Genomic DNA, 21,344 nt, shown 5'->3' on the forward strand with positions numbered 1-21,344 from the left:
TCCATGGATTACCGCGAGTGGATGATTCCTGGAGTCTTCTGACGGATGAGCGAAAGGATCTTTTCTTTCAATTCAGATACTGTATCCGCAGTCACCAGCTCGTCGTCCACAAAAGCGTAAGGTTTTTGGCTGCATTCCCCGCAATTGGCCAGACAGCCATAGCGGTTGACCCGGACTTGGGGTTCCAACGCCCGCAATTCTTCAAATAGCTCACTTGTAAACGCGTCCACGTTACTTCTGCAGAAATCGATACGTACCACGCGATCCCTCTCCCGATTTATTTATTGCCGTACTGTTTTTGTTTCACATAACGGTCCCGTTCCGACTTTTTCAAGTATTTCTTGCGCAGACGAATCGATAAAGGGGTCACTTCGCAATACTCGTCTTCATTCAAATATTCGAGCGCTTGCTCCAACGTTAATATGCGTGCAGCTTTCAAGCGTGTCGTCTCTTCCTTCGTCGCCGAGCGGATATTCGTGATGTGTTTTTCCTTGCATGGGTTTACAGTCAAATCATGGTCACGCGTATGCTCCCCGACGATCATCCCTTCGTATACTTCCGTACCCGGAGTGATGAACATCACACCGCGATCTTCTAACGCTTCAATTCCGTACGTCGTGGCAGTGCCTGTTTCGCTTGCGATCAACACGCCTTGATGGCGCCCCTGAATGTCCCCTTTGGTCGGACGATAGGAATCAAAACTGTGATTCATGATTCCATATCCGCGCGTCTCTGTCAAAAATTCGGTACGGAATCCGATTAAGCCACGTGCCGGAATGAGAAATTCAAGTCTCACATGACCGGATCCCGAATTCACCATATTGATCATGTCTGCTTTCCTCGTCCCCAGGCGTTCCATCACAGGTCCCATATACTCTTCGGGCACATCCACCACGAGGTGTTCATAAGGCTCCAGCTTCACGCCGTTTTCTTCTTTGATGATCACTTCCGGTTTCGATACTTGCAATTCGTAACCTTCACGTCTCATCGTTTCAATCAATATCGCAAGATGTAATTCTCCGCGTCCCGAAACGATAAAAGCGTCGGGCGAATCGGTCTCCTCCACACGCAGAGATACATCCGTCTCCAATTCTTTCAGCAGGCGTTCCCGCAGTTTGCGCGAAGTTACGTATTTCCCTTCACGCCCGGCAAAAGGAGAATCATTCACCAGGAATGTCATCTGTAAAGTCGGTTCGTCGATATGCAAGAGCGGCAATGCTTGAGGATGTTCGACATCCGCAACCGTCTCTCCTACATTGATTTCCCCCAGTCCTGCGAGCGCGACGATATCCCCTGCCTCCGCTTGTTCAATTTCCACCCGATTCAAGCCGCGAAATCCGAACAGCTTGCTGATGCGTACCCGTTCGATCATGCCGTCTCGTTTGATCACTGCAACCTGTTGTCCCGCTTTGACATGTCCGCGATGGATTCGCCCGATCGCGATACGCCCTATATACTCATTGTAGTCCAATAAGGTAACCTGATACTGCAAGGGAGCGTCCTTTTCCCCCTGAGGGGCGGGAATATGACTGATGATCGTTTCAAACAAAGGTTTCATGTCGGGGCCTTGCTGATGCGGATCCGTACTTGACGTTCCCTGAATGGCGGACGTATAGACAACAGGAAACTCAATTTGATCGTCATTCGCTCCCAATTCGATAAATAAATCAAGGACTTCATCCACAACTTCTTCCGGCCGCGCGTTAGGGCGGTCAACTTTGTTGACAACAATGATCGGAACCAAGTTTTGTTCCAGTGCTTTACGCAAGACAAACTTGGTTTGCGGCATAACGCCTTCAAATGCATCCACCACGAGCAACACGCCATCGACCATTTTCATGATGCGTTCCACTTCACCGCCAAAATCGGCGTGTCCAGGTGTATCGACAATATTGATACGATACCCGCCATACTCAATCGCCGTATTTTTGGCGAGAATCGTGATTCCCCGCTCACGTTCCAAGTCGTTGCTGTCCATGACCCGTTCTTCCACATGTTCGTTTTCTCGGAAAATCCCCGATTGCACGAGCAGTTGGTCGACCAATGTGGTTTTCCCGTGGTCGACGTGTGCGATGATCGCGATATTCCGTAGATTTCGTGTATCACTCATGAGATGTAAGACCTCCTGATTTGCCAGTACGTAACCTTTTAATTATATCATTGATGGATAATGGCAGGAAGCTGTAGTAGCAAAAAACGGCTCCCTCGGGAAGCCGGTTCTCATAGCATCTGAATCGTCAGGAAAAATCCTCTGCTCTCAATTTCGATCGCTTGCTCAAGGATGTTGACCTCTACGTCGTCTGGGTCGACCGGGATCGCGATTGACTGGCTTTCTTGCATACCGTCGTTTGACGTCATAGAATCGAAAAGAAACTCTAATGCGATTTCCTCTCCATGTTCACCGATGACCACATCGCACAAATCGTATGTACCCGCAAACTGCGCAAGCACGTATTCTCTTTCATGCGTTTCTTCCTGTTCAAACATCTCCAAACGCACGAAAAGATCCCGGTCGCGCAGGAGATCATCCAACAATTGCACAAGCTCGTCCAATTGTGTTATCTGTTCTTGTTCCATCCGAAAAGAATCTCCTTCTGTCTGATTTCATTACTTACTATATCCAGAAAAAAATCAAATGAAAAGGGTACTTCTTGCAGATTTCCTCGATCTTTTGTAGACTGATGCAAACAGGAGGGGATATACGAAGATGCTCGCTAAGGAAAAACTCGAACGGATTAACGCATTGGCGCGTAAAGCGAAAACGAGCGGTTTGACAGAGGCAGAAGCCCGCGAGCAACAAGCTTTACGCCAAGAGTACCTTGAAGTGTTCCGCCGTGAATTCCGCAAACAACTGGAATCCATCCAGTTTGTTGATGACGTTCCGGTTCAATGAAAATTCTAAAAATCCGCAGGCTGCCGTAGAACGCCCCAGCTTCTCGGCAGCTTCTTCCTAAGCGGCCATTTGCGTATTCCTTCGCGCGGATACTAGAAAAAAGCCACCCCGTTGGGTGGCTTGAAGAAGTTGTTACTTTATGTTTCTGGCGATGATTTTTCTTGCGAAATCAATCATCCTGCGCCTTCTTCTTATAAAATCGTTGAATGCGAGTACCCCAGCCACCACGTTGAGAATACCGGACGCGATCTTGAAATAACGCCAAAGCGTCATGGCCATGCCTCCTAGGCTACATCCGTTTCTCTCCTAGTGTGACCAGCGAAAACAGAAACATGTGTTAGAATGATTCCGTTTCCCGCTGGAACACGACCGTTTCGGTTTTCTCCACCGCTTCCTTGACAAGGGATTCGATGTCTAGATTCTGCTCCGCCTCAATCGCTTCATCGACACGAGGACGCGTTTTCGGTGACTTCGGCAGGAATATCGTGCAACAATCTTCATACGGGAGGATCGATGTTTCATATGTCCCTATTTCCTTAGCAATGCGCATGATTTCCGTTTTGTCGAGGGCGACCAGCGGTCTAAGCACAGGCATCGTGGTGACATGATTGATGGTGTACATACTTTCCAATGTCTGAGAAGCCACTTGTCCCAAACTTTCCCCTGTGACTAATGCCAACGCCTTTCTCTGATGGGCAATTCGGTCAGCTATACGGAACATGAATCGTCGCATGATCGTTATCGATAGTTCTTCCGGGCAATGTTGCCGAATCGCTTTTTGAACTTCCGTAAAGTGAACGACGTGCAAACGAACCTTTCCCGCGTACCGTGCCAAGATCTTTGCCAAATCCTCCACCTTTTGTCTCGCCCGCTCGCTCGTGAAAGGAAAAGAGTGAAAATGGATTGCTTCCAGTTCAGCTCCACGTTTGAGAGCCATCCAACCGGCTACCGGTGAATCGATCCCGCCGGACAATAGAAGAAGCACCCGACCTGAAGCCCCCACAGGTAATCCTCCCGGACCAGGAATCACTTCTGAGTAAATGTACGCTTCGTTTGCACGTACCTCACACCAAAGAACCAAGTCCGGCTCGTGCACGTCCACTTTGATGTCTGGAATATGCCGCAGCAAATGTCCTCCTAATGTTCGCGCGATTTCAGGAGAGCTCAAAGGAAACTGTTTGTTCGCGCGTCTCGATTCCACCTTAAAAGTAACTGGCTTTCGCGAAGTATGGATCAGTCGCTGCATGATCTCAACTGCAGACTTCTTGATCTCTTCCAAATCAAGAGGAACTTCCCGGACGGGCGATACGGAAACAATGCCGGGGACAAAGCGCAATCGTTCAATGACTTCTGCGTAGTTATCGCGCTCGCCCACTCGTACCCATATTCTGCCATCCGCCCTCATCACCCGAACATCCATACCTTTGAGCATCTGTACAATATTTTCCACGAGCTTTCTCTCGAAATCGGAACGGTTCTTTCCTTTGATCCCGATTTCCCCAAAACGAACCAAAATAAGACTGTACATCATCCATTACCTCCGTGATAACACACGTAAATCGTTAACGATTTTTTTCAGTAATTGCACTGTGGTCTCCACTTCTTCCGGTGTATTTTCTTTTGCGAACGACAAGCGGATCGAACCGATCAGTTCCGGCTCTGACAAGCCCATGGCTGCCAGGACATGGCTGTATTTATCTTCTTTCGACGTACAAGCCGAACCCGTCGATACATAGATTCCTTCCGTTTCCAAAGCATGTACCAAAACTTCACCGCGAACACCGGGAAACGAAACATTGACGATATGCGGTGCCGCATGTTCTCCTAATGGCGTATTGATGCGAGCATCCGGAATCTCCCTCCGAATCCCTGCAATCAAAGCATCACGCAGTTTACACATGTGTTTCCGCGTTTCTTCAAGGTTTTGGAATGTCATCTGCACAGCTTTTGCGAACCCGGCAATACCCGCAACGTTCTCCGTCCCGGAACGCACGCCGTGTTCTTGCCCGCCGCCGAAAACGAGCGGTTGCAAGTGAACGCCGGAACGGACATACAAAGCACCGACACCTTTGGGTCCGTGAATCTTATGAGCGGACATCGTTAACAGATCGATTCTGTTTTCTTTCAACCGAAGCGGAACTTTCCCGTATGCCTGTACAGCGTCGACATGAAAAAGAACTTTGCGATGACGGGTCAAAATTTCCCCAATTTCGTCAATCGGCTGTATAGCCCCCGTTTCGTTGTTCGTGTACATAATGGAAACCAGAATCGTGTCATCCTGCAGTGCATTCGCCAAATCGCTTGGCCGCACTCGCCCTTCTTCATCCACAGGCAGGTATGTCACGCGATAACCTTCTTCTTCCAGATGTGACAATACATCGAGCACCGATTTGTGTTCGATTTGCGAACTGATGATATGTTTTCCTCTCATCCGGTAGGCTTTGGCTATCCCCTGAACGGCCAGATTGTTCGCTTCGGTGCCGCCTGAAGTAAAAAAGATTTCCTGTTTCTTAACACCTATTGTTTTGGCGATGATCTCTCTCGCCTGTTCAATCTTCCTTTCACTTTCCAGCCCTTTTCTATGTAATGAAGACGGATTGCCGTATGTATCCGTCAGCGTTTTGCACATCTCCTCAACCACTTCCCTATAAGGTTGGGTCGTGGCACTATTATCCAGATAGATCTCCGAGGCCATCTTGTTCACCCTCTCACTTGAAAAATTCGTCCACATAGTATCCCCGTTGTTCGAACCTCATTATAGCTTTCCCTTCTACCGTCAGCAAGGTGAACAAAAAAAATCCCGCAAACATGCGGGAGAGGCATATCAGTGCATGAGCACCGGTTCTTTTTGATACATTTTTTGTCCGACCATCCGGGCAAGGTCAACGACCCGGCAGGAGTATCCCCATTCGTTGTCATACCATGCCAGTACTTTAACTGTGCGTTCACCCACGACCATCGTAGAAAGACCGTCAACAATCGAAGAAGCGGAATGGCCGACAAAATCAACAGACACCAGCGGTTCATCCGTAAAGGCGAGAATATCTTTCAATTCACCTTCTGCCGCTTCGCGAAGCGCCTGGTTCACTTCTTCGGCTGTAATCTCTTTCTCCAGTGTAGCCACCAAGTCAACGATCGATACATTGGTGGTGGGGACACGCAATGCAAGCCCGTTCAATTTTCCTTTCAATTCGGGGATCACGAGTGCCACCGCTTTGGCCGCACCTGTTGTCGTAGGAATGATCGACGTGGCGCATGCGCGTGCTCGGCGCAAATCTTTGTGCGGGTTATCAAGATTCTTTTGATCGTTCGTATATGCGTGAACGGTCGTCATAAGTCCTTGTTGAATACCGAAACGTTTGTGCAGAACTTTTGCGACCGGCGCCAGACAATTGGTCGTACAGGAAGCGTTGGAAATGATATGATGATTTTCCGGATCATACGCTTCTTCGTTGACCCCCATCACGATCGTAATATCTTCATCTTTCCCCGGTGCCGTGATAATCACCTTCTTGGCACCTTTTTGCAGATGTTTTCCGGCGGTTTCCTTCGAACGAAATTTACCAGTCGCTTCGATGACGATATCGATTCCCAAATCTCCCCAAGGAAGATTCAATGGTTCGCGATCGGAAAGGATTTGTATTCTCTTATCATTTACAATCAGTGCATTTTCTTCTGCTTCGAGTTTGGCATCCAGTCGTCCATGTATCGAATCATATTTCAGTAAATGTGCAAGCGTATGTGCATCAGCCGTACCATTGATCGCAACGATATCCAAGTCGGGGTCGTTCATCGCTCTACGGAAGACCATTCTGCCGATTCGACCAAAACCATTAATTGCTATCTTGATTGCCATACTTCAACCCCTCCCAACATACTTCACAAGTATGTTTTACCACTGTTTGTTTTCACGTATATTTTACATCATTTCACCGATTTATTCTATACTAATTTATGCTCTTTTCGAGAAAAAGTATGTCACATTTTCAGGCAATGGTCACTAAATGTGCGCATTCCTTATTGATATTGTGCGAAAAAAAAGAGCCACAAATACTGTGGCTGTTAATGAAAATATATGAACTTCAAACCAAGGGCAAAAAATATCGCTCCGATGACCATCAGCGTAACGGAAAGCCTTTTTAACATGCCATTCCTCCTATCTCCGCTTCCCCTTCTGCGTTCGAGTCAATCGTTTTCTCTTCGCTCTCCCGCCTGACCTGTTCTTGTCCGCGTATGAGGAAACTGCAGGCTTTTCTTTCGTCTTCTTTTTGTACTCTTTTTTTGTTTCTTTTATTCCTGAAGATTGCAGAGATTTCTCTGTTCCTTCCAAAATTGCTTCCGCTATCAATTGATGGCCTTTATCATTCGGATGAATCGGATTAGCCCCCAAGAGGCGCATATCCGACAGGAGTCCTTTTTTATACCCGTCGATTAATGCTGATTGACGACCTTCAAATTTTGGAAACAGGTCAATATATAGTGCTTTATAAGAAGCGGCAGTCTGGCGGATCGCATCATTCATCCGCAATACCGCTCGTCTGGCGAAATCGGAGTTCGGCAAAGGATTGTAGAGACCGACTAGAATGAGCTTACCGCGGATCAAGGGGGTGATGATCGAACAGATGGAGTGGAGGTTCTTTTCGTACTCCTTGATAATTTTCTGAAGGGCTTTTTCTCTCGTTTTGACGGTTAGAAAGTAAGGCAGACTCCAAACCAGATCATTCCCGCCAATGAGTATCAATACATCTTCCGCAGCTTTCCACATTCGCTCCGGCTGCTTCCTCACTTCTTTGAGCAACCGCTTTGAAGTCCATCCGTCTTTCGCAATGACTTTGGCCGGTCCAAGCCTTGCGGTATAGCTAGCGAGCGGATGCGATGCCCCTACCCCTACTGAAATCGAGTCCCCAAGAACAACCAAGATCCCCAAGATCCTCCCCCCTTCATACAGTGCTCTTTTAATGTATGTCGGGCGGGCATGGTAAGGCTCTACACATTTATTCTTTGTTGCACGAGAACTTGAAACGCGGTTCCCATCACGCCTGGCAGAATCAAATGTTTAATCGCCATATTCCGTTTCAAAACTTCATCGCGAAAAGGATCATTCCCTTCATTCACGCTCAGTCTCTCAAGGATTCCCGCTTGGATCAAAAATTCGGCCTGGCTGCCGAAAAATGTGGTCTCTAAACCAATCGATTCCCCGTAATTCATCAGTGCCGTAAAATTCACATCATGTGTAAGATCCGTCTCTCCGGGAGATTCAAAGGGATTCTCAATCAGCCGGTGTTGACGAAACCCTCTTAACGTACCTTTGATGCGCGACGGGTGGTAGAGCATTTCCGCTGTATAACCGTAATCGATCGTGACAACATGACCACATCTCATCGATTGGCCCACTTCGGCAAGCCACGCAAGTGCATCCAGGTTGATTTCAATCTTTTGTCCGTTGATGAGATGGGGGACATAAGCGGAAATGTATTCCTCGATCTCCGGTTTCGAGAGATCTCCTCGTTTTTCGAAGAAACGGTTTCCATCCACATCGACGTATAACTCTTGGAGTCCGTTTTTCGTTTTCTCCACGAGATGTACGGGAAATGCATCGATCAACTCATTTGACACAACACAACCGTCAAAAGGAGCGATCTCCGAAGGAGAATGGATCCAACTGACTGGGTAACCTTGCAGCTTTTCTTGCTGTATCGAACGAAGTCTTGGGGATCGTTCGATGATACAATAACGAAATACGGTGCGAATTGGTGAATCACAGCGTGCAACTTCACTGAGAATTGCATGCGCCATATTTCCGGTACCCGCACCATATTCGACGACTGTATAGACGGAAGGCTTTCCGATCTCCTCCCACTTTTGCAGTAGAAAACGGGCGATCGTTTCCCCGAACACCGGATGAACAGAGGGAGACGTATAAAAATCGCCCTGCTTACCGATCTTATGACGCGAACTGTTATAATAACCGTGTAGCGGGTGATATAAACAATACTCCTGAAAACGATAAAATGTGATCGGTCCTTGCTCTTTGATCTCTTGACTGATGATCTGTTCCAAATCGTTCATCTTTTCATCCCTCAAGAAAAAAGCGGCAAGTTCTCCTCGCCGCCTGTTTCGTTGATTATTTACCGATTTTTTCAATGACCTGGTCGATTAACCCGTATTCTTTCGCCTCTTCAGCACTCATGAAATAATCACGGTCGGTATCCCGTTCGATTCGCTCGAGCGGTTGTCCGGTCCGTTCCGCGTAGATTCGGTTTAACTTGTCGCGCATCTTGATAATCCGTTCCGCATGGATTTTGATATCGGAAGCTTGACCGCGTGTACCGCCAAGCGGCTGGTGAATCATTACTTCAGAGTTAGGCAGCGCATAGCGTTTCCCTTTCGCGCCTGCCATCAAGAGAAAAGAGCCCATGGAAGCGGCCAATCCTACACAGATGGTTGAAACGTCGGGCTTGATATACTGCATCGTATCATAGATAGCCATTCCTGCCGTAATCGACCCCCCCGGAGAATTGATATACAAGCTGATGTCTTTCTCCGGATCTTCTGCCGCAAGGAACAGCATTTGTGCAATGATCGAATTTGCTACTGTATCATCTATGGGACTGCCTAAAAAGATAATTCGGTCTTTCAACAGCCGGGAGTAAATATCGTACGATCTTTCTCCACGGCTGGTTTGTTCCACCACGATCGGCACTAAATTCATTGATTTTACCTCCCATCTTCAAGGTGATCCCGCGCAACTATATTTTTACACAACAAAATTAGGATGTGCAAGTAAAATTCGGTTCATTCAACCTCTTTGCATTTTGATCAAGCTATGGTAGAATCCTATTTCAAAGTAAGATAGGCTGCTCGTATTGAATGTATTGGGGGATGATTCACGTGAAAAACTTATTAAAACGTTTGAAAGCATCGACACAGAAGAAAGCCCAAAACTGCCTCGCCTGTGGCAAACCCATACAAGAATATAAAGAAGAATTTTATCTCGGAGAAAACTTGCTTGGAGAAAGGGCGTATGTTTGTTCGGAAACATGTTATGAACCATTAAAGCAAAAATAAAGTACCACCTGCGAGGGTGGTACTTATCTGACAAAACGGTTAATCGGAGCGAAAACGAACCCCGAATTTTCCCCGTCTGGTTCGATACAATTCCACTTCCCGCGGTGGCCGATTCCCATAAATACGTTTATCCCCTTCTACCCACATGACCGCACAGTATGCCTCAAACTTGCTGTCATAAAGACCAGCCCAATAGACCCAGGACATCTCGCCCACCCCCGCAGCCGTTGTTGTTGGTAGTGTTGCCGGAGTGGACGCTCTGCAACCGATACAAAAAAACCCTGTTTTAACCTAAATCGGGAGCGTGCCCAGTGCCCGTTCAAAGCCAAACGCGATCCCCACCAATACTGAGTACATTCTCGTCGCCGAGAATATGGCGCATGATTGTCGTCGCTTCCCATCCGCGCGTGAAGTAAGAAGCAAGAAGTCGTTCCAAAATCTGTACTTCGTACCCCAAATCCAACAGGTGAAACATAGTCGCCATGATCGTCGCTTCCGCATCCATTCCCGCCAGATGAACTCGATGAATCTCATGGTTTTCAAGCAATCCGCGCACTTCTTCATTAATCGCCGAATAGGTGGTTTTCTCTATGATTTTCGCATGAGGATGTGATAGCATGAGAGTGTTTGTATTTTTATTCTCTTGATGTTTCCAGTGCGTCAAAATGACGAGATCATATGCTTCTGCAAACGTATTTAAGTATTTTTGACAGAGCGGAACGATATAATCGCTATTGCCCAAAAAATCTTCTTGCACATCGGTGATAATCAATGCTTGTTTCATGACCCCTTCCACACTCCTGATCAAGATTCACGAGGTATATGGTATAATTAAGTGGAGTGAGACCAATTTAGAACCATTTCGGAGGATGACCCATGGCTCTGCACCAGATACTTTTCGACGAAACGGAAGCGACGACCACCCGGTACATCGGCTTCTTTGGGGAAACCACCCGGTTTGACTTAATGATTACAACCACTGAACATTTTTATGGAAAAAAAGTCGTTACCAATCTGCAAACTGGACGCACCGCCATTTTAAATGAAAAAGACGCCGCCAACGTTCCCTACTTGTTGGAAACGTTCCAGTTACATACGGAAGAGGAAGCCAATGAATTATCGGAATTCCTTCTCTCGATCCTTTGAACGATTCGCGTGAGGAAACAACCTCTTTAAGAAGGAAAGAAGGTATGAATCGAACTTCATACCTTCTCTCGCTTACTCCAGCTCACCTCGGTTGCTGAAACTGAAAAAATCGGCGTACTGATTCATGAATGTTTCAGTTACTTCGCGATGTTCCTCTTCATCTTCAACCACTTGAAGCCCATATCCGTTTCCGTCATCAATCACGCGGAAAAAGATCAACTCGGGTGGTTGGTCGCTCTCATTTTTTTCATAATAGACCCCATACGGCTGTTCACCGATCACAAAATAGACACCGAGTGCGTATTTCCCTTCACGTTCCCCTTCTTTTACCGTCACGAAGAATATATTTTCGATCACATGCAAAACCTGTTCAACAAACAAGTCCCCCGGATAATCGAGAACAAGTGTATCTTCCTCTTGTCTCTCGATGCGGTAGATCTCCTTTTTCAAATCTCGATTCCAGGTGATGAGCAACAAATGAACATCTTCAAAGAAAAACGCGTAATAGTTGGCTTTCGCGAATGTAATTTTCGGCTGCATCAGCGATCTCCCATCCAAAAATTTGATGCACGGGCCAAGTCTGCCCGTTCCTTTATCCATGATTCATCCTCTGTTATCGCTTAATCGTGATGCCAAGCCTTATATTGTTTTCTCACAGCCGCTTCCACTTTCTCCCGCGAAAGTGATGCACACATAAACAACAGGAAGAAAAAACCCGCAACAGCAGCCAACATTCCAATCATCAAGAAAGCCCCCTTTCTATATTTTTCAGAAAATTTTGATTTAATAAATTGTGCCCTCGAATGAAGCTTTTTTATTTGCATCTAGGATAAATTCATGCCAAACATGCGTCAAGTATTCCCAATTTGTATTGCAAGTCCTTTTCATCATGCAAGATCTTCTATATGGATATGTACTTCAATTTGCGGCAGACCAGATATATTGCGCACTTCCTTCTGAATCTGTTTCGCGAGGGAAGTCATCATATCGTATACGCGTTTGTCGTATCGAACAATCAAATGGATCATGACGTGAAGCCCCATTTTCGCGTCTACTTCCGTAGAAACATGTTTCACTACATAAGGATGAGCCCGTACGATGCGAGCAACGATCGCTTTAAAAACGCGATCGTGAATAAAGATACCTCCCTGCGCAAATCGCGGATGAACGATTGTCATTTCGAACGGTTTCTGTTTTCGTTTACGGCTTCCCTCTGTCAAAATCGCCCGGACATCCCGAATCCATTTCCCCAATCCGGCTTCCTCCACCTGGATTCTTGGCAGGGGTATCGCATGATTTCCCGCACTTCTAAACTTACGCGCGATTTCGATATCGTTCTCAGACGCAATGTCCTCGATATAGATGCGTTCGCTCACGGAAGGCAATGAAAGGGCAGCGGCGATGCGGTCGACCATCTTGTCCGAGATACCGAGTACCAGGATTTTGTCAATGTGATGATTCTCTATCGCCGCACGTACTTCCTTCGCGTGTTCATCGTTCAAGAAAATCGCCCTTTTTACCGACGCCATCTTTGTAAGCTCGTATTTTCCCGAATATCCCGCCGCGTATTGGCCGTCAACAATGAATAATCCGTCGTCAATAATCGCTCGGATCCCTCGTTCCCTGGCGATTTGTAATGCATGATGACTTTTTCCCGTACCGCTTTCCCCGATCAATGCGTATACCTTCATGATTTCATACCTCCAGTTCCTCGGGAATGATCGATTCCCGCCACGAAAACGTCTATGGAACGAACGTTTAATCGTGTAACCTGCTTCATCTCTTCTCCAATTTTTTTACGGATTGTTTTAACGATTTCAGGAATTGATGAACCATAACAGATTGCCACAGACAACTCAATTTCTATCTCTTGATTATTCCGCCTGACAGACACCGTTCTCTTAATTTTGGCTTCCTTAATTTCCGTGAAGACACGTTGAATGACGCTTCGGATCGCTTTGTTCGAGAAAGTGACACACGTTTTCGCATTCATCTGTGAATCTCCCGTCCCTTATATTTTTTCGAACGAATGGTCGAATCGTATGTTTTACGTTATACTAAAATTAACTTCCAAAGACCGTTTCAAAGGAGGAAAAGCATGAGACGCGAAACCCGTTATTTCTTTTTTACACTGATCTTTGTTCTTATTATTGCAGGTCTTGTTTCACAAAACTATACATTTCTAGGTATAACTTTTCTCCTCGGAATTTTGATCGGTGGGATCGTCGATACGTACGATAACCGTCGTGATGAGAAACATAAACATGTGAACCGGAATTTTAATTACCATCATTAAGCGCATATGTAAGCCCCCGTCTCTTCTATAACGGGGGCTTTGTGTTATACTTTCGGTAGAAAGTAACAGGAAGGAGAATGTCATCGTGTTAGATCGCAATGAAATTTGGGCACAAGCGGCTGAACTCGGTCAATTGATTTCCGAATCTCCAGTCGTTCTCGCATATAAGGAAGCGAAAGAGACGATGGAAAGTCATCCGGAGATCAAACATCTTCTTTCCAAATTGCGTGACATGCAGGAGCAATATGAGCGACTCTCCACATACAGTACGGGTCCTCATTTGAAATCCCTTGAAGAAAGTATGAAAGAAACGATCGCTAAACTGGATGAATATCCGGAAGTGCAAAATTTCCGCAAGAGAACGCATGAAGTGGATCAGCTGCTAAAAGCGGTCACTGATGTACTTTCCACCAGTGTAACTGAACGTGTGAGCCAGGAGTGAAGCATTCACATTTGACAGTCTCTTTTTCCTGTTGTATAATTTAGCACATTGACTTTACTAAGAGATGAGGGTTGCTGGCAATGACAGATCATAATCACATCCATGATGAAAATTGCAATCACGACCATGAACACGATGTGGTCATACTTACAGACGATGAGGGAAATGACCATGAGTTTATAATCGTTGAAGTCATGGAAATGGAAGATAAACATTATGCAGTTCTCGTTCCTCACGATGACGAAGATGGCGAAGGAATTATCATGCGCGTCGAGGAAGACGGGAATGGTGAGGAATATCTTGTTGACATCGAAGACGACGAAGAATGGCAACGCGTCGTTTCCGCATACGAGAAGTTTCTTGATGAACATAGCGAGTAATAAAAAAACCGAGGCTGAATGCCTCGGTTTTTTTATTGGCGGAGTGAGAGGGATTCGAACCCTCGATACGGGTTATCCCCGTATACTCGCTTAGCAGGCGAGCGCCTTCGACCTACTCGGCCATCACTCCTAAACGAGTGGAGCCACCTGCCGGGCTCGAACCGGCGACCTGCTCATTACGAGTGAGCCGCTCTGCCAACTGAGCTAAGGTGGCAGATGGATAACATGGCGGAGAGAGAGGGATTCGAACCCTCGAGGCGCGTTATCCACGCCTACACGATTTCCAATCGTGCTCCTTCGACCACTCGGACATCTCTCCAAACATGGTGCGCCTACCAGGAATCGAACCTGGGCACCCGGTTCCGGAGACCGGCGCTCTATCCTCTGAGCTATAGGCGCCTGACGAAGACATGTTTTAATATAGCATGTTCGTCTGTACCTTTCAAAGAGGATATGATCCCATTTTAAAACAAAAATCTCGTTCATTTATTTATGTCTAATTCTCGCTTCATCTATCATGCAAAAAAAGCCTCTCGTGCAAAAATACGCACGGGAGGCTATCCTATCATCATACTCGTACCGTTTGGCTGTATTTTTCAATGATCTGCTGATGTGCACGCATTTCCCAAGTATCATCAAGCGGAATGAGTACCGGATCTTCCGTATGACGATACAGGGCTAAGCGCAGGAGAAAATCTGCAAAATGGGGATTTTTCGATAAGAGCGGGCCGTGCATATACGTACCGAAAACCGTCCCTTGTGCCACGCCCTCGAACCGATCTTCTCCGTTATTCCCGAAACCGTTTGTCATCACCGCTAGCGGTTTAACCCCTTCACCCAGGTACGTCCTTCCCGAATGATTCTCATAGCCGACGATCGTGTTCCCTGCAAGCCCTTCGATTTGCAAGTTCCCGATCGTATTCCCGACCAATCGCTTCGTTCCACCGACCGTAAAGAAGTCGACGAGACCGAGACCTTCGATCCTTTTTCCCCCGATCGTTTCAAAATAGCGTCCTAACAACTGATAGCTGCCACAAATCGTGAGAATCACCGTTCCCTCGGCGATCGCTTTTTCAAAAGCGGAACGTCTTCTCAATAAATCATCAGCGACTATCGATTGCTCTCTGTCCTCTCCCCCGCCGGAGAATAGAATATCATATTCGCTTAAGTCGGCCGTATCGCCGATCGAGATCGCTTTGACCTCGACGTCAAATCCCCGCCACTCGGCTCTCCTCTTTAGTACGGTTACATTTCCACGATCGCTGTACACCTCAAGCAGATCCGGGTACAGATGCGCGATTTTTAGCTTCAACTTCAATCCTTCCCTTCGCAAGCAAATGATCTCTGATCGCATAGAGTGATGTATACGTTGAAAGGATGTATAATAAATGTCCCTCAGGAAGTTCAGCGAGCGCATGATCGACTGTGCGGATATCGCCTTCCATCACTTCCGTTATATCACCGAATCCGGCGTATTTTAAACGCACGCCCATATCGAATGCGCGCGTCCCCGTCGCCCAAATCCGTTGCAAACGGCTCATCTTGCGGAGTTTCTCGATATTCGTGTCCCAAATCCACGATACATCCGTACCGTCAGCATAATGGTCATTCAGAACGACGACGAGGTGAGCGGGACGCGTTTCCTGTTGGACTACCGACAAAACCTGATTAAAACCGGTTGGATTCTTAACAAGCGTCAACATAACATGTTTCCCTGCAATATTCATTCTCTCCATACGTCCCAAGCCGGTCGCCATAGACGACATTTCTTCCCGCAGAACCTCTCGCTTCACGCCCATGAGATTCGCTGCCGTAATCGCCGCCAAGGCGTTGTAAACGTTATACAGCGCAGGAGAATTGATGCGGCCAACATCCCCTTTTAATTCAAAGAGAATGCCCTCTTCATGCAGACGCACGCGTTCCGCCGCATAATCCGGATTCGCACGCTGAAAACCGCATGTCAAGCATCTATAAAACCCCAATTGCCCATAATGATATTGCGTATAGTGGAGGGGAGAACTGCATGTCCGACAAAACTTTCCGTCTTTCACCTCGTTATGATCCTCCGCAGAGAAATCACTTGAATTAATTCCGTACCAGATCACACGTTTTCCTTCCGGAGCGATGGAAGAAACGAGAGGGTCATCCGCGTTCAGGATGAGCATCGTATGATCGGGTGCTTTTTTCAAAGCGTTTCCTACCAATTCTACAACCGTGTCCACTTCCCCATAGCGATCCATTTGATCGCGGAAAAAGTTTGTCACGACCACAGCATTCGGATGGAGCGGTTGTATGACTTTTCCGATCGTTGCTTCATCGACTTCCAGCACGACGGCTTGTCCATCTGCCGCTTTGCCTTTGTAGCCATCGAGGAATGTTGTTACAATCCCTTGAATCAAATTGGCGCCAAGGCTGTTGGAAATGATCGCACGTCCATCTTTGCGTAAAAAATGGGTTAACAGGTTACTCGTCGTGGTTTTCCCGTTCGTTCCTGTGATTAAGACGACATTACCGTTCAGTTTGCTGCCAAAATGCGAGAGGATATCCGGACAAATGCGCAGGGCAATCGCTCCCGGCAGTGTCGTTCCCTTCCGTCCAGTCAAACGTAAAATCTGTTTGACAAACTTGGAAACGTTGATGGCCAGAAAAAAACGTAAACGATTCAACAATAAGTCCCTCCAGTATTTCAGTTCATAAGCTTTATCATAACGCTTATCTCAAGCGATATCTACCATTACATATATCCCTTTCATTTCACCTGAATCTGACTCCAAAATCCCTGCCCGCTACATTATATCGCATCATCAAAAGGATTTCACCGGCCATTCCCACAGTTGAGCTCCGGATCACCCTTCCTCTTCAGAAAAAACAAGAAAGACGCCAACCGACGGCGCCGTCAATTTTACTCATGAATGTACTCTCTCTTGAATCCATCGTCAATGTATCTATTTCCAAAGAACACTGTTAAGGATCATCAATATCAACCGTTATTGTTTTTGGCGAAGCGTTTTTTTGTATTCTCTGAGAGAACCTAGCAATTCGTGAAAGAATGGCCCTCCAAAGGAAACGAGCACGCCCGTGACAAAATAATCAAACCCGTTGGCGAGCCATGCAGGAAAAGCTGTCCATACCGGCTTCATCTGTAACATCTGTAAGGGATGGACTTGCCCAAGCCAGGCAAGTACTCCGCCGACCACCCCGGCAACCAGGTGAATATTCACTTGATAGACATCCTTTCTTTTCTTAAGGGACATCTCATCTTCATTTTCGTTCTCGACAAATTGTAGAAGCTTGAATCGTTTCCGTATCTGCAATGTAATCGTCTGTGTAGAAGCGGATAGTGCTGTCATTACTCCGAGAAAATGGATCATCTCATCCATGCAGCCATCCCCCTTCGCCTCTCTCATTCCTACTATATCTGGGGGACAAGATTGCTAGAACTACACAAAAAAGACCTCCTTGCAAAAAGCAAAGAGGTCGCGATACGATCATTGATTGTGTTGTGTACTGTTTGGCGGTGTACCGTTTGGTATCGCACCGTTTTGTTGATTTCCTCCATGTGATGTTCCATTCTGATTGGTGCCGTTTTCCGGTGTCTGAGAAGTGTTGTTTTGTGTCCCGCCAGTCGGTTTCGTTCCGTTCGACGTCGTGTTTTGCGATGTTCCTTCTTGTGTAGTTACATCATTCGTATTTGTTTGTGGAACAGGGTTTTTCTCAACCTTTCCTCCCGTATTGGATTCGGAGAGAGTTGAGGAACCACTGTCTACCTTCGACGGGCTCACAGGTTTGGGTTGCGGTGGCGGATCATCTCTCTTCGGTTCCGGTAGGGACTCCGTAGACTGTTGTGTCTGCTCAAGAGGATACTGATCATCGCCAGGTTTTTCCACGACATCCGTCATTCCAAGTGCATCATGAACGGCTATGCGGCATTTATAGACGTCTGGAATCAGCACGCTCATCCCGTTCATATTATCGTTGATCACGAATGCATCTGTCGGAGGAATCTGCATCGATTTCATGTCTTTCATATTCACATCGGACACCAGTGAGCCCAGCTTGATCATGTCGTCAATTTGCATATTCGTATCGACATATGGACGAATGGTTTCCAGAATCGAAGGCAGTTTGACGAGCGAACCGGGTGTTTTCAATTTCTCAGCCAAAGCGGTCAAAAACTTTCGCTGTCTTTCTGTACGGGCAAAATCACCGAGCGCGTCATGACGAAAACGCACATACATCAATGCGTGTTTTCCGTCGAGAACCTGTTCCCCCTTGTGCAGCAAAATATCGTAAACCCCGTCGTCAGGATAGTCCATATCTTTCTCCACATCGATCTTGACACCGCCTACAGCATCAACCAATTTCTCAAAGCCCTGAAAATCGGTTTTTACATAATAATGTATCGGAATCTGTAAAAAATTCGAAACGGTTTGCATCGCCAAATCCGGGCCGCCCAAAGAAAATGCAGCATTGATCTTTTCGAAACCGTAACCGGGGATTTTGTACCACGTATCTCTCATCACAGAAAACATACGAGCCGTTTTGGTGACCGGATCGATACTTACTACAATCATACTATCCGATCTTGGATGAGGATCGTTGTTACGATTGTCAACCCCCAAAAGGAGGATATTCACTCTGTCGGTTCCCGTCCAAGTCGGAGCCGCCTGAGCGACAGAACCGTTCTGCGGCGTATGAATTCCTTGTAAAAAACGAAATACAGAAAATCCGTAGTATCCCACAATCGAAATCAGAAGAATTCCGATCGTAATCAGTGTCCAAAGAAAGCCTTTCCGTTTATAAAATTTCATCTTGTTTGCAGCTCTTTGCTGCTGAATTCGTTCCATCCTTGTTTGCATAGAATCCATCCTTTATTTAGGATCAAAGTCACATTGAATTCTATTATATCATAGAAAAATTAGCAGTTCCTTTACAATTTCGTAGCAAATCGAGAGTCAAACGACAAAAAAAGACTGCCCTTGTCCACTTATAGGAGGAAAGGGCAGTTCACATTCACCTCATGCTTCCAGTTGAAAGACAGTCTGTCGTAATGCACGCAACTTGTGGTTACATTCGTTCCATTCATGTTCCGGAACGGAATCTGCCACGATTCCTGCTCCCGCTTGAAAATAGGAGACACCGTTTTGATGGATGATCGTCCGGATCACGATTGCCGTATTCATATTGCCCAAAAAATCAAAGCAACCGATGACCCCGCCGTATGGACCTCGATTCACCATTTCCAGTTCATCGATGATCTCCATAGCCCGTACTTTCGGTGCACCCGAGAGCGTTCCTGCCGGAAACGTGGAGAGGAACACATCGAATTTGGAAATGCCGTTTTCCACGCGTCCTTGAACAGTTGATACAATATGGTATACATGGGAATATTCTTCAATGACCATGAAATCTTTGACACGAATGCTGGCCGCTTCACACACGCGTCCGAGATCGTTACGGCATAAATCGACGAGCATCAAATGTTCTGCTCGTTCCTTTTCATCTTGTAACAATGCATCAAGCAAGACGCGATTTTCCTCTGGAGTCTTCCCCTTCCCTTTCGTAGTGCCCGCGATCGGTCTCATTTCGACAATCCCATTCTCCAAACGGACTTGCAATTCGGGACTCGTGCCAAATATACGATAGGAACCGTAATCGGCATAGAACATATATGGGGATGGATTCACTTGTTTCAGACGGTAATACACTTGAAGAGGATCGATATTCCCGATCACGCGATCCCTCTTCGAGAGGACAACCTGAAAGATATCCCCTTCACGGATATAATCCTTAGCGCGAAGAACCCTGTTGATAAATTCTTCACGTGTCACATCTTCTTCGACTATAAGATCCCTCGGGTTAAATCCTGTGAACGAAGGCTCATCATACTCATGGAGAAATGCGGCGATCTCTTCAAGTGAAGGTGTGGAGACCCCCTCAATCTCGTTAATAATGACGTAAATCATATCTCCTTCAAACTGCAGAACCACTTGGTGAACCTGCAAATGGATATCATCGATGTTTCGATCATCTTGAGTGGTGTTCGGGATTTTTTCAAAATAACGAATGGCGTCATATGAGAAGAAACCGAGAAAGCCGAACGAATAAGGACGCATCCGTTCAGGTTCGTACAATGAAAAACATTCATTGACATGATCAAGGATTGCAGAAACAGGAACACCCGTAATATCGTCGAGTGGAATTTCGTATTGACTTAGAACATCAGAGACATAACGAGTGAGAAGGGCATGCCCTTCCAAGCGTAGAGCAGACCCTTTAAACCTGCACGACAATACCGGAAAAAGACCGATGATAGAAGTACAATACCGGCTCTTGGGGTCTCTTACGGAATCGAGCAGAAATACTTGTTCTGCCCCGAATGTTTCAGACATCGATTTAAAAACCTCAAACGCTTCACACACGCGAGGATATGAGTAAACATGTGAACGGACGCAAAGCCCTTTTGCTTTCGTTTTCATACTTCCACCGCCTCTTTCAGAGCGAGGAAGTTGCGAATCATCTGCTTGCCGCCTTGGGTCAGTATGGATTCGGGATGAAACTGAACGCCAATGATCTCAAACTGACGGTGGCGGATCCCCATGATCTCCCCTTCTGATGTCTCGGCTATGATCTCAAAACAGGGAGGCAAACTTTCACGCTCGACAATCAGGGAATGGTAACGGGTGGCTGTCAACGGACTTTCGAGACCGGCAAATAACCCTTCCCCTTGATGAAAGACCAATGACGTTTTCCCATGCATCATTCTCTCCGCTTTAACCACTTTCCCCCCGAACGCTTGCGCGATCGATTGGTGTCCTAAACACACTCCAAGGATCGGAATGTAGCCCGCGAAATGTTTGATCGCAGCCAGCGAAATCCCCGCTTCATTCGGCGTGCACGGACCGGGTGATATCAAGAGATGCGACGGCTTGAGGCGTTCCATTTCTTCCAGGGTTACCTGATCATTTCGAAAAACGGCGACTTCTTGTTCCGCTTCACGTAAATACTGCACGAGATTGTAAGTAAATGAATCATAATTGTCAATCACGACGATCATCTCGACTCCACTCTCCTCATCTCATCTCAGCTTGACCTTATTGTTGCCAGCGAAAAGAGAAA

28 protein-coding genes and 4 tRNA genes are annotated in these 21,344 nt (G+C 46.6%); 6 read left to right on the forward strand and 26 right to left on the reverse strand.

The genetic code is table 11. The annotated features are described in order from the left end of the window. Positions 1 to 8 precede the first annotated feature (8 nt). From DNHGIG_RS19740 to DNHGIG_RS19750, 3 genes are all read right to left on the reverse strand, one after another. Positions 9 to 260: a YuzB family protein gene (locus DNHGIG_RS19740; protein WP_282201205.1), complete on the reverse strand. Its 252-nt coding sequence runs from the start codon at positions 258 to 260 to the stop codon at positions 9 to 11. A gap of 17 nt (positions 261 to 277) precedes the next feature. Beyond that, complete coding sequence (gene typA / locus DNHGIG_RS19745; protein ID WP_282201206.1) at positions 278 to 2,110, reverse strand: translational GTPase TypA; 1,833 nt, start codon at positions 2,108 to 2,110, stop codon at positions 278 to 280. A gap of 110 nt (positions 2,111 to 2,220) precedes the next feature. Beyond that, complete coding sequence (locus DNHGIG_RS19750) at positions 2,221 to 2,577, reverse strand: hypothetical protein (protein WP_282201207.1); 357 nt, start codon at positions 2,575 to 2,577, stop codon at positions 2,221 to 2,223. Positions 2,578 to 2,707: 130 nt separating this feature from the next. On the opposite strand from DNHGIG_RS19750, the gene DNHGIG_RS19755 reads away from it, so the two are divergent. After that, the gene (locus DNHGIG_RS19755; RefSeq protein ID WP_282201208.1) at positions 2,708 to 2,893 is read left to right on the forward strand and encodes a DUF896 domain-containing protein; all 186 of its coding nucleotides are present in this window, start codon (positions 2,708 to 2,710) and stop codon (positions 2,891 to 2,893) included. Between the two features lie 132 nt (positions 2,894 to 3,025). On the opposite strand, the gene DNHGIG_RS19760 is transcribed toward DNHGIG_RS19755, so the two are convergent. The 7 genes from DNHGIG_RS19760 to clpP form a co-directional block, all read right to left on the reverse strand. Next, complete coding sequence (locus DNHGIG_RS19760) at positions 3,026 to 3,166, reverse strand: hypothetical protein (RefSeq protein ID WP_282201209.1); 141 nt, start codon at positions 3,164 to 3,166, stop codon at positions 3,026 to 3,028. 64 nt (positions 3,167 to 3,230) lie between these two features. After that, complete coding sequence (gene thiI / locus DNHGIG_RS19765; RefSeq protein WP_282201210.1) at positions 3,231 to 4,424, reverse strand: tRNA uracil 4-sulfurtransferase ThiI; 1,194 nt, start codon at positions 4,422 to 4,424, stop codon at positions 3,231 to 3,233. A 3-nt stretch (positions 4,425 to 4,427) separates the two neighbouring features. Next, a complete protein-coding gene (locus DNHGIG_RS19770) occupies positions 4,428 to 5,588 on the reverse strand; it encodes a cysteine desulfurase family protein (RefSeq protein WP_282201211.1) in 1,161 nt (386 codons plus the stop codon). Between the two features lie 129 nt (positions 5,589 to 5,717). Continuing rightward, positions 5,718 to 6,749: an ArsJ-associated glyceraldehyde-3-phosphate dehydrogenase gene (locus tag DNHGIG_RS19775; protein WP_282201212.1), complete on the reverse strand. Its 1,032-nt coding sequence runs from the start codon at positions 6,747 to 6,749 to the stop codon at positions 5,718 to 5,720. Between the two features lie 300 nt (positions 6,750 to 7,049). Further along, positions 7,050 to 7,820, reverse strand: coding sequence for an SGNH/GDSL hydrolase family protein (locus DNHGIG_RS19780; protein WP_282201213.1), 771 nt, complete (start codon positions 7,818 to 7,820; stop codon positions 7,050 to 7,052). A gap of 59 nt (positions 7,821 to 7,879) precedes the next feature. Beyond that, positions 7,880 to 8,962 carry a class I SAM-dependent methyltransferase gene (locus tag DNHGIG_RS19785; RefSeq protein WP_282201214.1) on the reverse strand — a complete coding sequence of 361 codons (1,083 nt, stop codon included), beginning with the start codon at positions 8,960 to 8,962 and terminating at the stop codon, positions 7,880 to 7,882. Positions 8,963 to 9,017: 55 nt separating this feature from the next. Continuing rightward, on the reverse strand, positions 9,018 to 9,605 hold the full coding sequence (clpP, locus tag DNHGIG_RS19790; RefSeq protein ID WP_282201215.1) for an ATP-dependent Clp endopeptidase proteolytic subunit ClpP: 588 nt from the start codon (positions 9,603 to 9,605) through the stop codon (positions 9,018 to 9,020). A gap of 179 nt (positions 9,606 to 9,784) precedes the next feature. Here clpP and DNHGIG_RS19795 point away from each other — a divergent pair, with 179 nt between their 5' ends. Further along, positions 9,785 to 9,961: a hypothetical protein gene (locus tag DNHGIG_RS19795; RefSeq protein WP_282201216.1), complete on the forward strand. Its 177-nt coding sequence runs from the start codon at positions 9,785 to 9,787 to the stop codon at positions 9,959 to 9,961. Between the two features lie 39 nt (positions 9,962 to 10,000). On the opposite strand, the gene DNHGIG_RS19800 is transcribed toward DNHGIG_RS19795, so the two are convergent. Together DNHGIG_RS19800 and DNHGIG_RS19805 are read right to left on the reverse strand one after the other, a co-directional pair. Beyond that, positions 10,001 to 10,168, reverse strand: coding sequence for a hypothetical protein (locus DNHGIG_RS19800; protein WP_282201217.1), 168 nt, complete (start codon positions 10,166 to 10,168; stop codon positions 10,001 to 10,003). 112 nt (positions 10,169 to 10,280) lie between these two features. Continuing rightward, positions 10,281 to 10,745 (reverse strand): cysteine hydrolase family protein, encoded by a 465-nt coding sequence (locus DNHGIG_RS19805; protein WP_282201218.1) that lies wholly within the window; start codon positions 10,743 to 10,745, stop codon positions 10,281 to 10,283. 92 nt (positions 10,746 to 10,837) lie between these two features. Between DNHGIG_RS19805 and DNHGIG_RS19810 the strand changes: the two genes are divergently transcribed. Further along, positions 10,838 to 11,107 (forward strand): DUF3055 domain-containing protein, encoded by a 270-nt coding sequence (locus DNHGIG_RS19810; protein ID WP_282201219.1) that lies wholly within the window; start codon positions 10,838 to 10,840, stop codon positions 11,105 to 11,107. Positions 11,108 to 11,179: 72 nt separating this feature from the next. On the opposite strand, the gene DNHGIG_RS19815 is transcribed toward DNHGIG_RS19810, so the two are convergent. From DNHGIG_RS19815 to DNHGIG_RS19830, 4 genes are all read right to left on the reverse strand, one after another. After that, positions 11,180 to 11,707, reverse strand: coding sequence for a hypothetical protein (locus DNHGIG_RS19815; RefSeq protein ID WP_282201220.1), 528 nt, complete (start codon positions 11,705 to 11,707; stop codon positions 11,180 to 11,182). A gap of 20 nt (positions 11,708 to 11,727) precedes the next feature. Further along, on the reverse strand, positions 11,728 to 11,850 hold the full coding sequence (locus tag DNHGIG_RS19820) for a hypothetical protein (protein WP_282201221.1): 123 nt from the start codon (positions 11,848 to 11,850) through the stop codon (positions 11,728 to 11,730). A gap of 144 nt (positions 11,851 to 11,994) precedes the next feature. After that, positions 11,995 to 12,798, reverse strand: a complete 804-nt coding sequence (locus DNHGIG_RS19825) for an Asp23/Gls24 family envelope stress response protein (protein ID WP_282201222.1) — start codon at positions 12,796 to 12,798, stop codon at positions 11,995 to 11,997. Further along, the gene (locus tag DNHGIG_RS19830) at positions 12,795 to 13,100 is read right to left on the reverse strand and encodes an Asp23/Gls24 family envelope stress response protein (protein ID WP_282201223.1); all 306 of its coding nucleotides are present in this window, start codon (positions 13,098 to 13,100) and stop codon (positions 12,795 to 12,797) included. Before DNHGIG_RS19830 ends, DNHGIG_RS19825 begins: the two co-directional genes overlap by 4 nt. Positions 13,101 to 13,205: 105 nt before the next feature. Here DNHGIG_RS19830 and DNHGIG_RS19835 point away from each other — a divergent pair, with 105 nt between their 5' ends. From DNHGIG_RS19835 to DNHGIG_RS19845, 3 genes are all read left to right on the forward strand, one after another. Continuing rightward, complete coding sequence (locus tag DNHGIG_RS19835; protein ID WP_282201224.1) at positions 13,206 to 13,403, forward strand: hypothetical protein; 198 nt, start codon at positions 13,206 to 13,208, stop codon at positions 13,401 to 13,403. 85 nt (positions 13,404 to 13,488) lie between these two features. Then, positions 13,489 to 13,845: a YlbF/YmcA family competence regulator gene (locus DNHGIG_RS19840; protein ID WP_282201225.1), complete on the forward strand. Its 357-nt coding sequence runs from the start codon at positions 13,489 to 13,491 to the stop codon at positions 13,843 to 13,845. A gap of 80 nt (positions 13,846 to 13,925) precedes the next feature. After that, positions 13,926 to 14,225: a DUF1292 domain-containing protein gene (locus DNHGIG_RS19845; protein WP_282201226.1), complete on the forward strand. Its 300-nt coding sequence runs from the start codon at positions 13,926 to 13,928 to the stop codon at positions 14,223 to 14,225. A gap of 36 nt (positions 14,226 to 14,261) precedes the next feature. On the opposite strand, the gene DNHGIG_RS19850 is transcribed toward DNHGIG_RS19845, so the two are convergent. From DNHGIG_RS19850 to DNHGIG_RS19895, 10 genes are all read right to left on the reverse strand, one after another. Continuing rightward, positions 14,262 to 14,355: transfer RNA gene (locus DNHGIG_RS19850), tRNA-Ser, on the reverse strand. Positions 14,356 to 14,363: 8 nt separating this feature from the next. Continuing rightward, positions 14,364 to 14,439: transfer RNA gene (locus DNHGIG_RS19855), tRNA-Thr, on the reverse strand. Between the two features lie 12 nt (positions 14,440 to 14,451). Continuing rightward, positions 14,452 to 14,544 (reverse strand) — tRNA-Ser (locus tag DNHGIG_RS19860). A 5-nt stretch (positions 14,545 to 14,549) separates the two neighbouring features. After that, positions 14,550 to 14,624 (reverse strand) — tRNA-Arg (locus DNHGIG_RS19865). A gap of 169 nt (positions 14,625 to 14,793) precedes the next feature. Next, positions 14,794 to 15,537 (reverse strand): type 1 glutamine amidotransferase, encoded by a 744-nt coding sequence (locus tag DNHGIG_RS19870; RefSeq protein WP_282201227.1) that lies wholly within the window; start codon positions 15,535 to 15,537, stop codon positions 14,794 to 14,796. Beyond that, complete coding sequence (locus tag DNHGIG_RS19875) at positions 15,497 to 16,891, reverse strand: MurT ligase domain-containing protein (RefSeq protein WP_282201228.1); 1,395 nt, start codon at positions 16,889 to 16,891, stop codon at positions 15,497 to 15,499. Before DNHGIG_RS19875 ends, DNHGIG_RS19870 begins: the two co-directional genes overlap by 41 nt. Before the next feature lie 321 nt (positions 16,892 to 17,212). After that, positions 17,213 to 17,605, reverse strand: coding sequence for a hypothetical protein (locus tag DNHGIG_RS19880; protein WP_282201229.1), 393 nt, complete (start codon positions 17,603 to 17,605; stop codon positions 17,213 to 17,215). A gap of 108 nt (positions 17,606 to 17,713) precedes the next feature. After that, positions 17,714 to 19,084, reverse strand: coding sequence for an LCP family protein (locus tag DNHGIG_RS19885; protein ID WP_282201230.1), 1,371 nt, complete (start codon positions 19,082 to 19,084; stop codon positions 17,714 to 17,716). A 159-nt stretch (positions 19,085 to 19,243) separates the two neighbouring features. Continuing rightward, on the reverse strand, positions 19,244 to 20,704 hold the full coding sequence (locus tag DNHGIG_RS19890) for an anthranilate synthase component I family protein (protein ID WP_282201231.1): 1,461 nt from the start codon (positions 20,702 to 20,704) through the stop codon (positions 19,244 to 19,246). After that, on the reverse strand, positions 20,701 to 21,282 hold the full coding sequence (locus tag DNHGIG_RS19895) for an anthranilate synthase component II (protein WP_282201232.1): 582 nt from the start codon (positions 21,280 to 21,282) through the stop codon (positions 20,701 to 20,703). Before DNHGIG_RS19895 ends, DNHGIG_RS19890 begins: the two co-directional genes overlap by 4 nt. Between the last annotated feature and the right edge of the window lie 62 nt (positions 21,283 to 21,344).

The organism is Collibacillus ludicampi (genome assembly GCF_023705585.1).
Taxonomy (GTDB): domain Bacteria; phylum Bacillota; class Bacilli; order Tumebacillales; family BOQE01; genus Collibacillus; species Collibacillus ludicampi.

What these genes read in the sequence shown, in the direction of transcription:
- DNHGIG_RS19820 (WP_282201221.1), bottom strand. Translation starts at nt 11,850, where the DNA reads ATGATTGGAATGTTGGCTGCTGTTGCGGGTTTTTTCTTCCTGTTGTTT.
- thiI (WP_282201210.1), bottom strand. Translation starts at nt 4,424, where the DNA reads ATGATGTACAGTCTTATTTTGGTTCGTTTTGGGGAAATCGGGATCAAA.
- DNHGIG_RS19890 (WP_282201231.1), bottom strand. Translation starts at nt 20,704, where the DNA reads ATGAAAACGAAAGCAAAAGGGCTTTGCGTCCGTTCACATGTTTACTCA.
- DNHGIG_RS19835 (WP_282201224.1), top strand. Translation starts at nt 13,206, where the DNA reads ATGAGACGCGAAACCCGTTATTTCTTTTTTACACTGATCTTTGTTCTT.
- DNHGIG_RS19775 (WP_282201212.1), bottom strand. Translation starts at nt 6,749, where the DNA reads ATGGCAATCAAGATAGCAATTAATGGTTTTGGTCGAATCGGCAGAATG.
- DNHGIG_RS19880 (WP_282201229.1), bottom strand. Translation starts at nt 17,605, where the DNA reads ATGGATGAGATGATCCATTTTCTCGGAGTAATGACAGCACTATCCGCT.
- DNHGIG_RS19805 (WP_282201218.1), bottom strand. Translation starts at nt 10,745, where the DNA reads ATGAAACAAGCATTGATTATCACCGATGTGCAAGAAGATTTTTTGGGC.
- DNHGIG_RS19885 (WP_282201230.1), bottom strand. Translation starts at nt 19,084, where the DNA reads ATGCAAACAAGGATGGAACGAATTCAGCAGCAAAGAGCTGCAAACAAG.
- typA (WP_282201206.1), bottom strand. Translation starts at nt 2,110, where the DNA reads ATGAGTGATACACGAAATCTACGGAATATCGCGATCATCGCACACGTC.
- DNHGIG_RS19810 (WP_282201219.1), top strand. Translation starts at nt 10,838, where the DNA reads ATGGCTCTGCACCAGATACTTTTCGACGAAACGGAAGCGACGACCACC.
- DNHGIG_RS19895 (WP_282201232.1), bottom strand. Translation starts at nt 21,282, where the DNA reads ATGATCGTCGTGATTGACAATTATGATTCATTTACTTACAATCTCGTG.
- DNHGIG_RS19750 (WP_282201207.1), bottom strand. Translation starts at nt 2,577, where the DNA reads ATGGAACAAGAACAGATAACACAATTGGACGAGCTTGTGCAATTGTTG.
- DNHGIG_RS19830 (WP_282201223.1), bottom strand. Translation starts at nt 13,100, where the DNA reads ATGAATGCGAAAACGTGTGTCACTTTCTCGAACAAAGCGATCCGAAGC.
- clpP (WP_282201215.1), bottom strand. Translation starts at nt 9,605, where the DNA reads ATGAATTTAGTGCCGATCGTGGTGGAACAAACCAGCCGTGGAGAAAGA.
- DNHGIG_RS19815 (WP_282201220.1), bottom strand. Translation starts at nt 11,707, where the DNA reads ATGGATAAAGGAACGGGCAGACTTGGCCCGTGCATCAAATTTTTGGAT.
- DNHGIG_RS19760 (WP_282201209.1), bottom strand. Translation starts at nt 3,166, where the DNA reads ATGACGCTTTGGCGTTATTTCAAGATCGCGTCCGGTATTCTCAACGTG.
- DNHGIG_RS19845 (WP_282201226.1), top strand. Translation starts at nt 13,926, where the DNA reads ATGACAGATCATAATCACATCCATGATGAAAATTGCAATCACGACCAT.
- DNHGIG_RS19785 (WP_282201214.1), bottom strand. Translation starts at nt 8,962, where the DNA reads ATGAACGATTTGGAACAGATCATCAGTCAAGAGATCAAAGAGCAAGGA.
- DNHGIG_RS19755 (WP_282201208.1), top strand. Translation starts at nt 2,708, where the DNA reads ATGCTCGCTAAGGAAAAACTCGAACGGATTAACGCATTGGCGCGTAAA.
- DNHGIG_RS19825 (WP_282201222.1), bottom strand. Translation starts at nt 12,798, where the DNA reads ATGAAGGTATACGCATTGATCGGGGAAAGCGGTACGGGAAAAAGTCAT.
- DNHGIG_RS19800 (WP_282201217.1), bottom strand. Translation starts at nt 10,168, where the DNA reads ATGTCCTGGGTCTATTGGGCTGGTCTTTATGACAGCAAGTTTGAGGCA.
- DNHGIG_RS19770 (WP_282201211.1), bottom strand. Translation starts at nt 5,588, where the DNA reads ATGGCCTCGGAGATCTATCTGGATAATAGTGCCACGACCCAACCTTAT.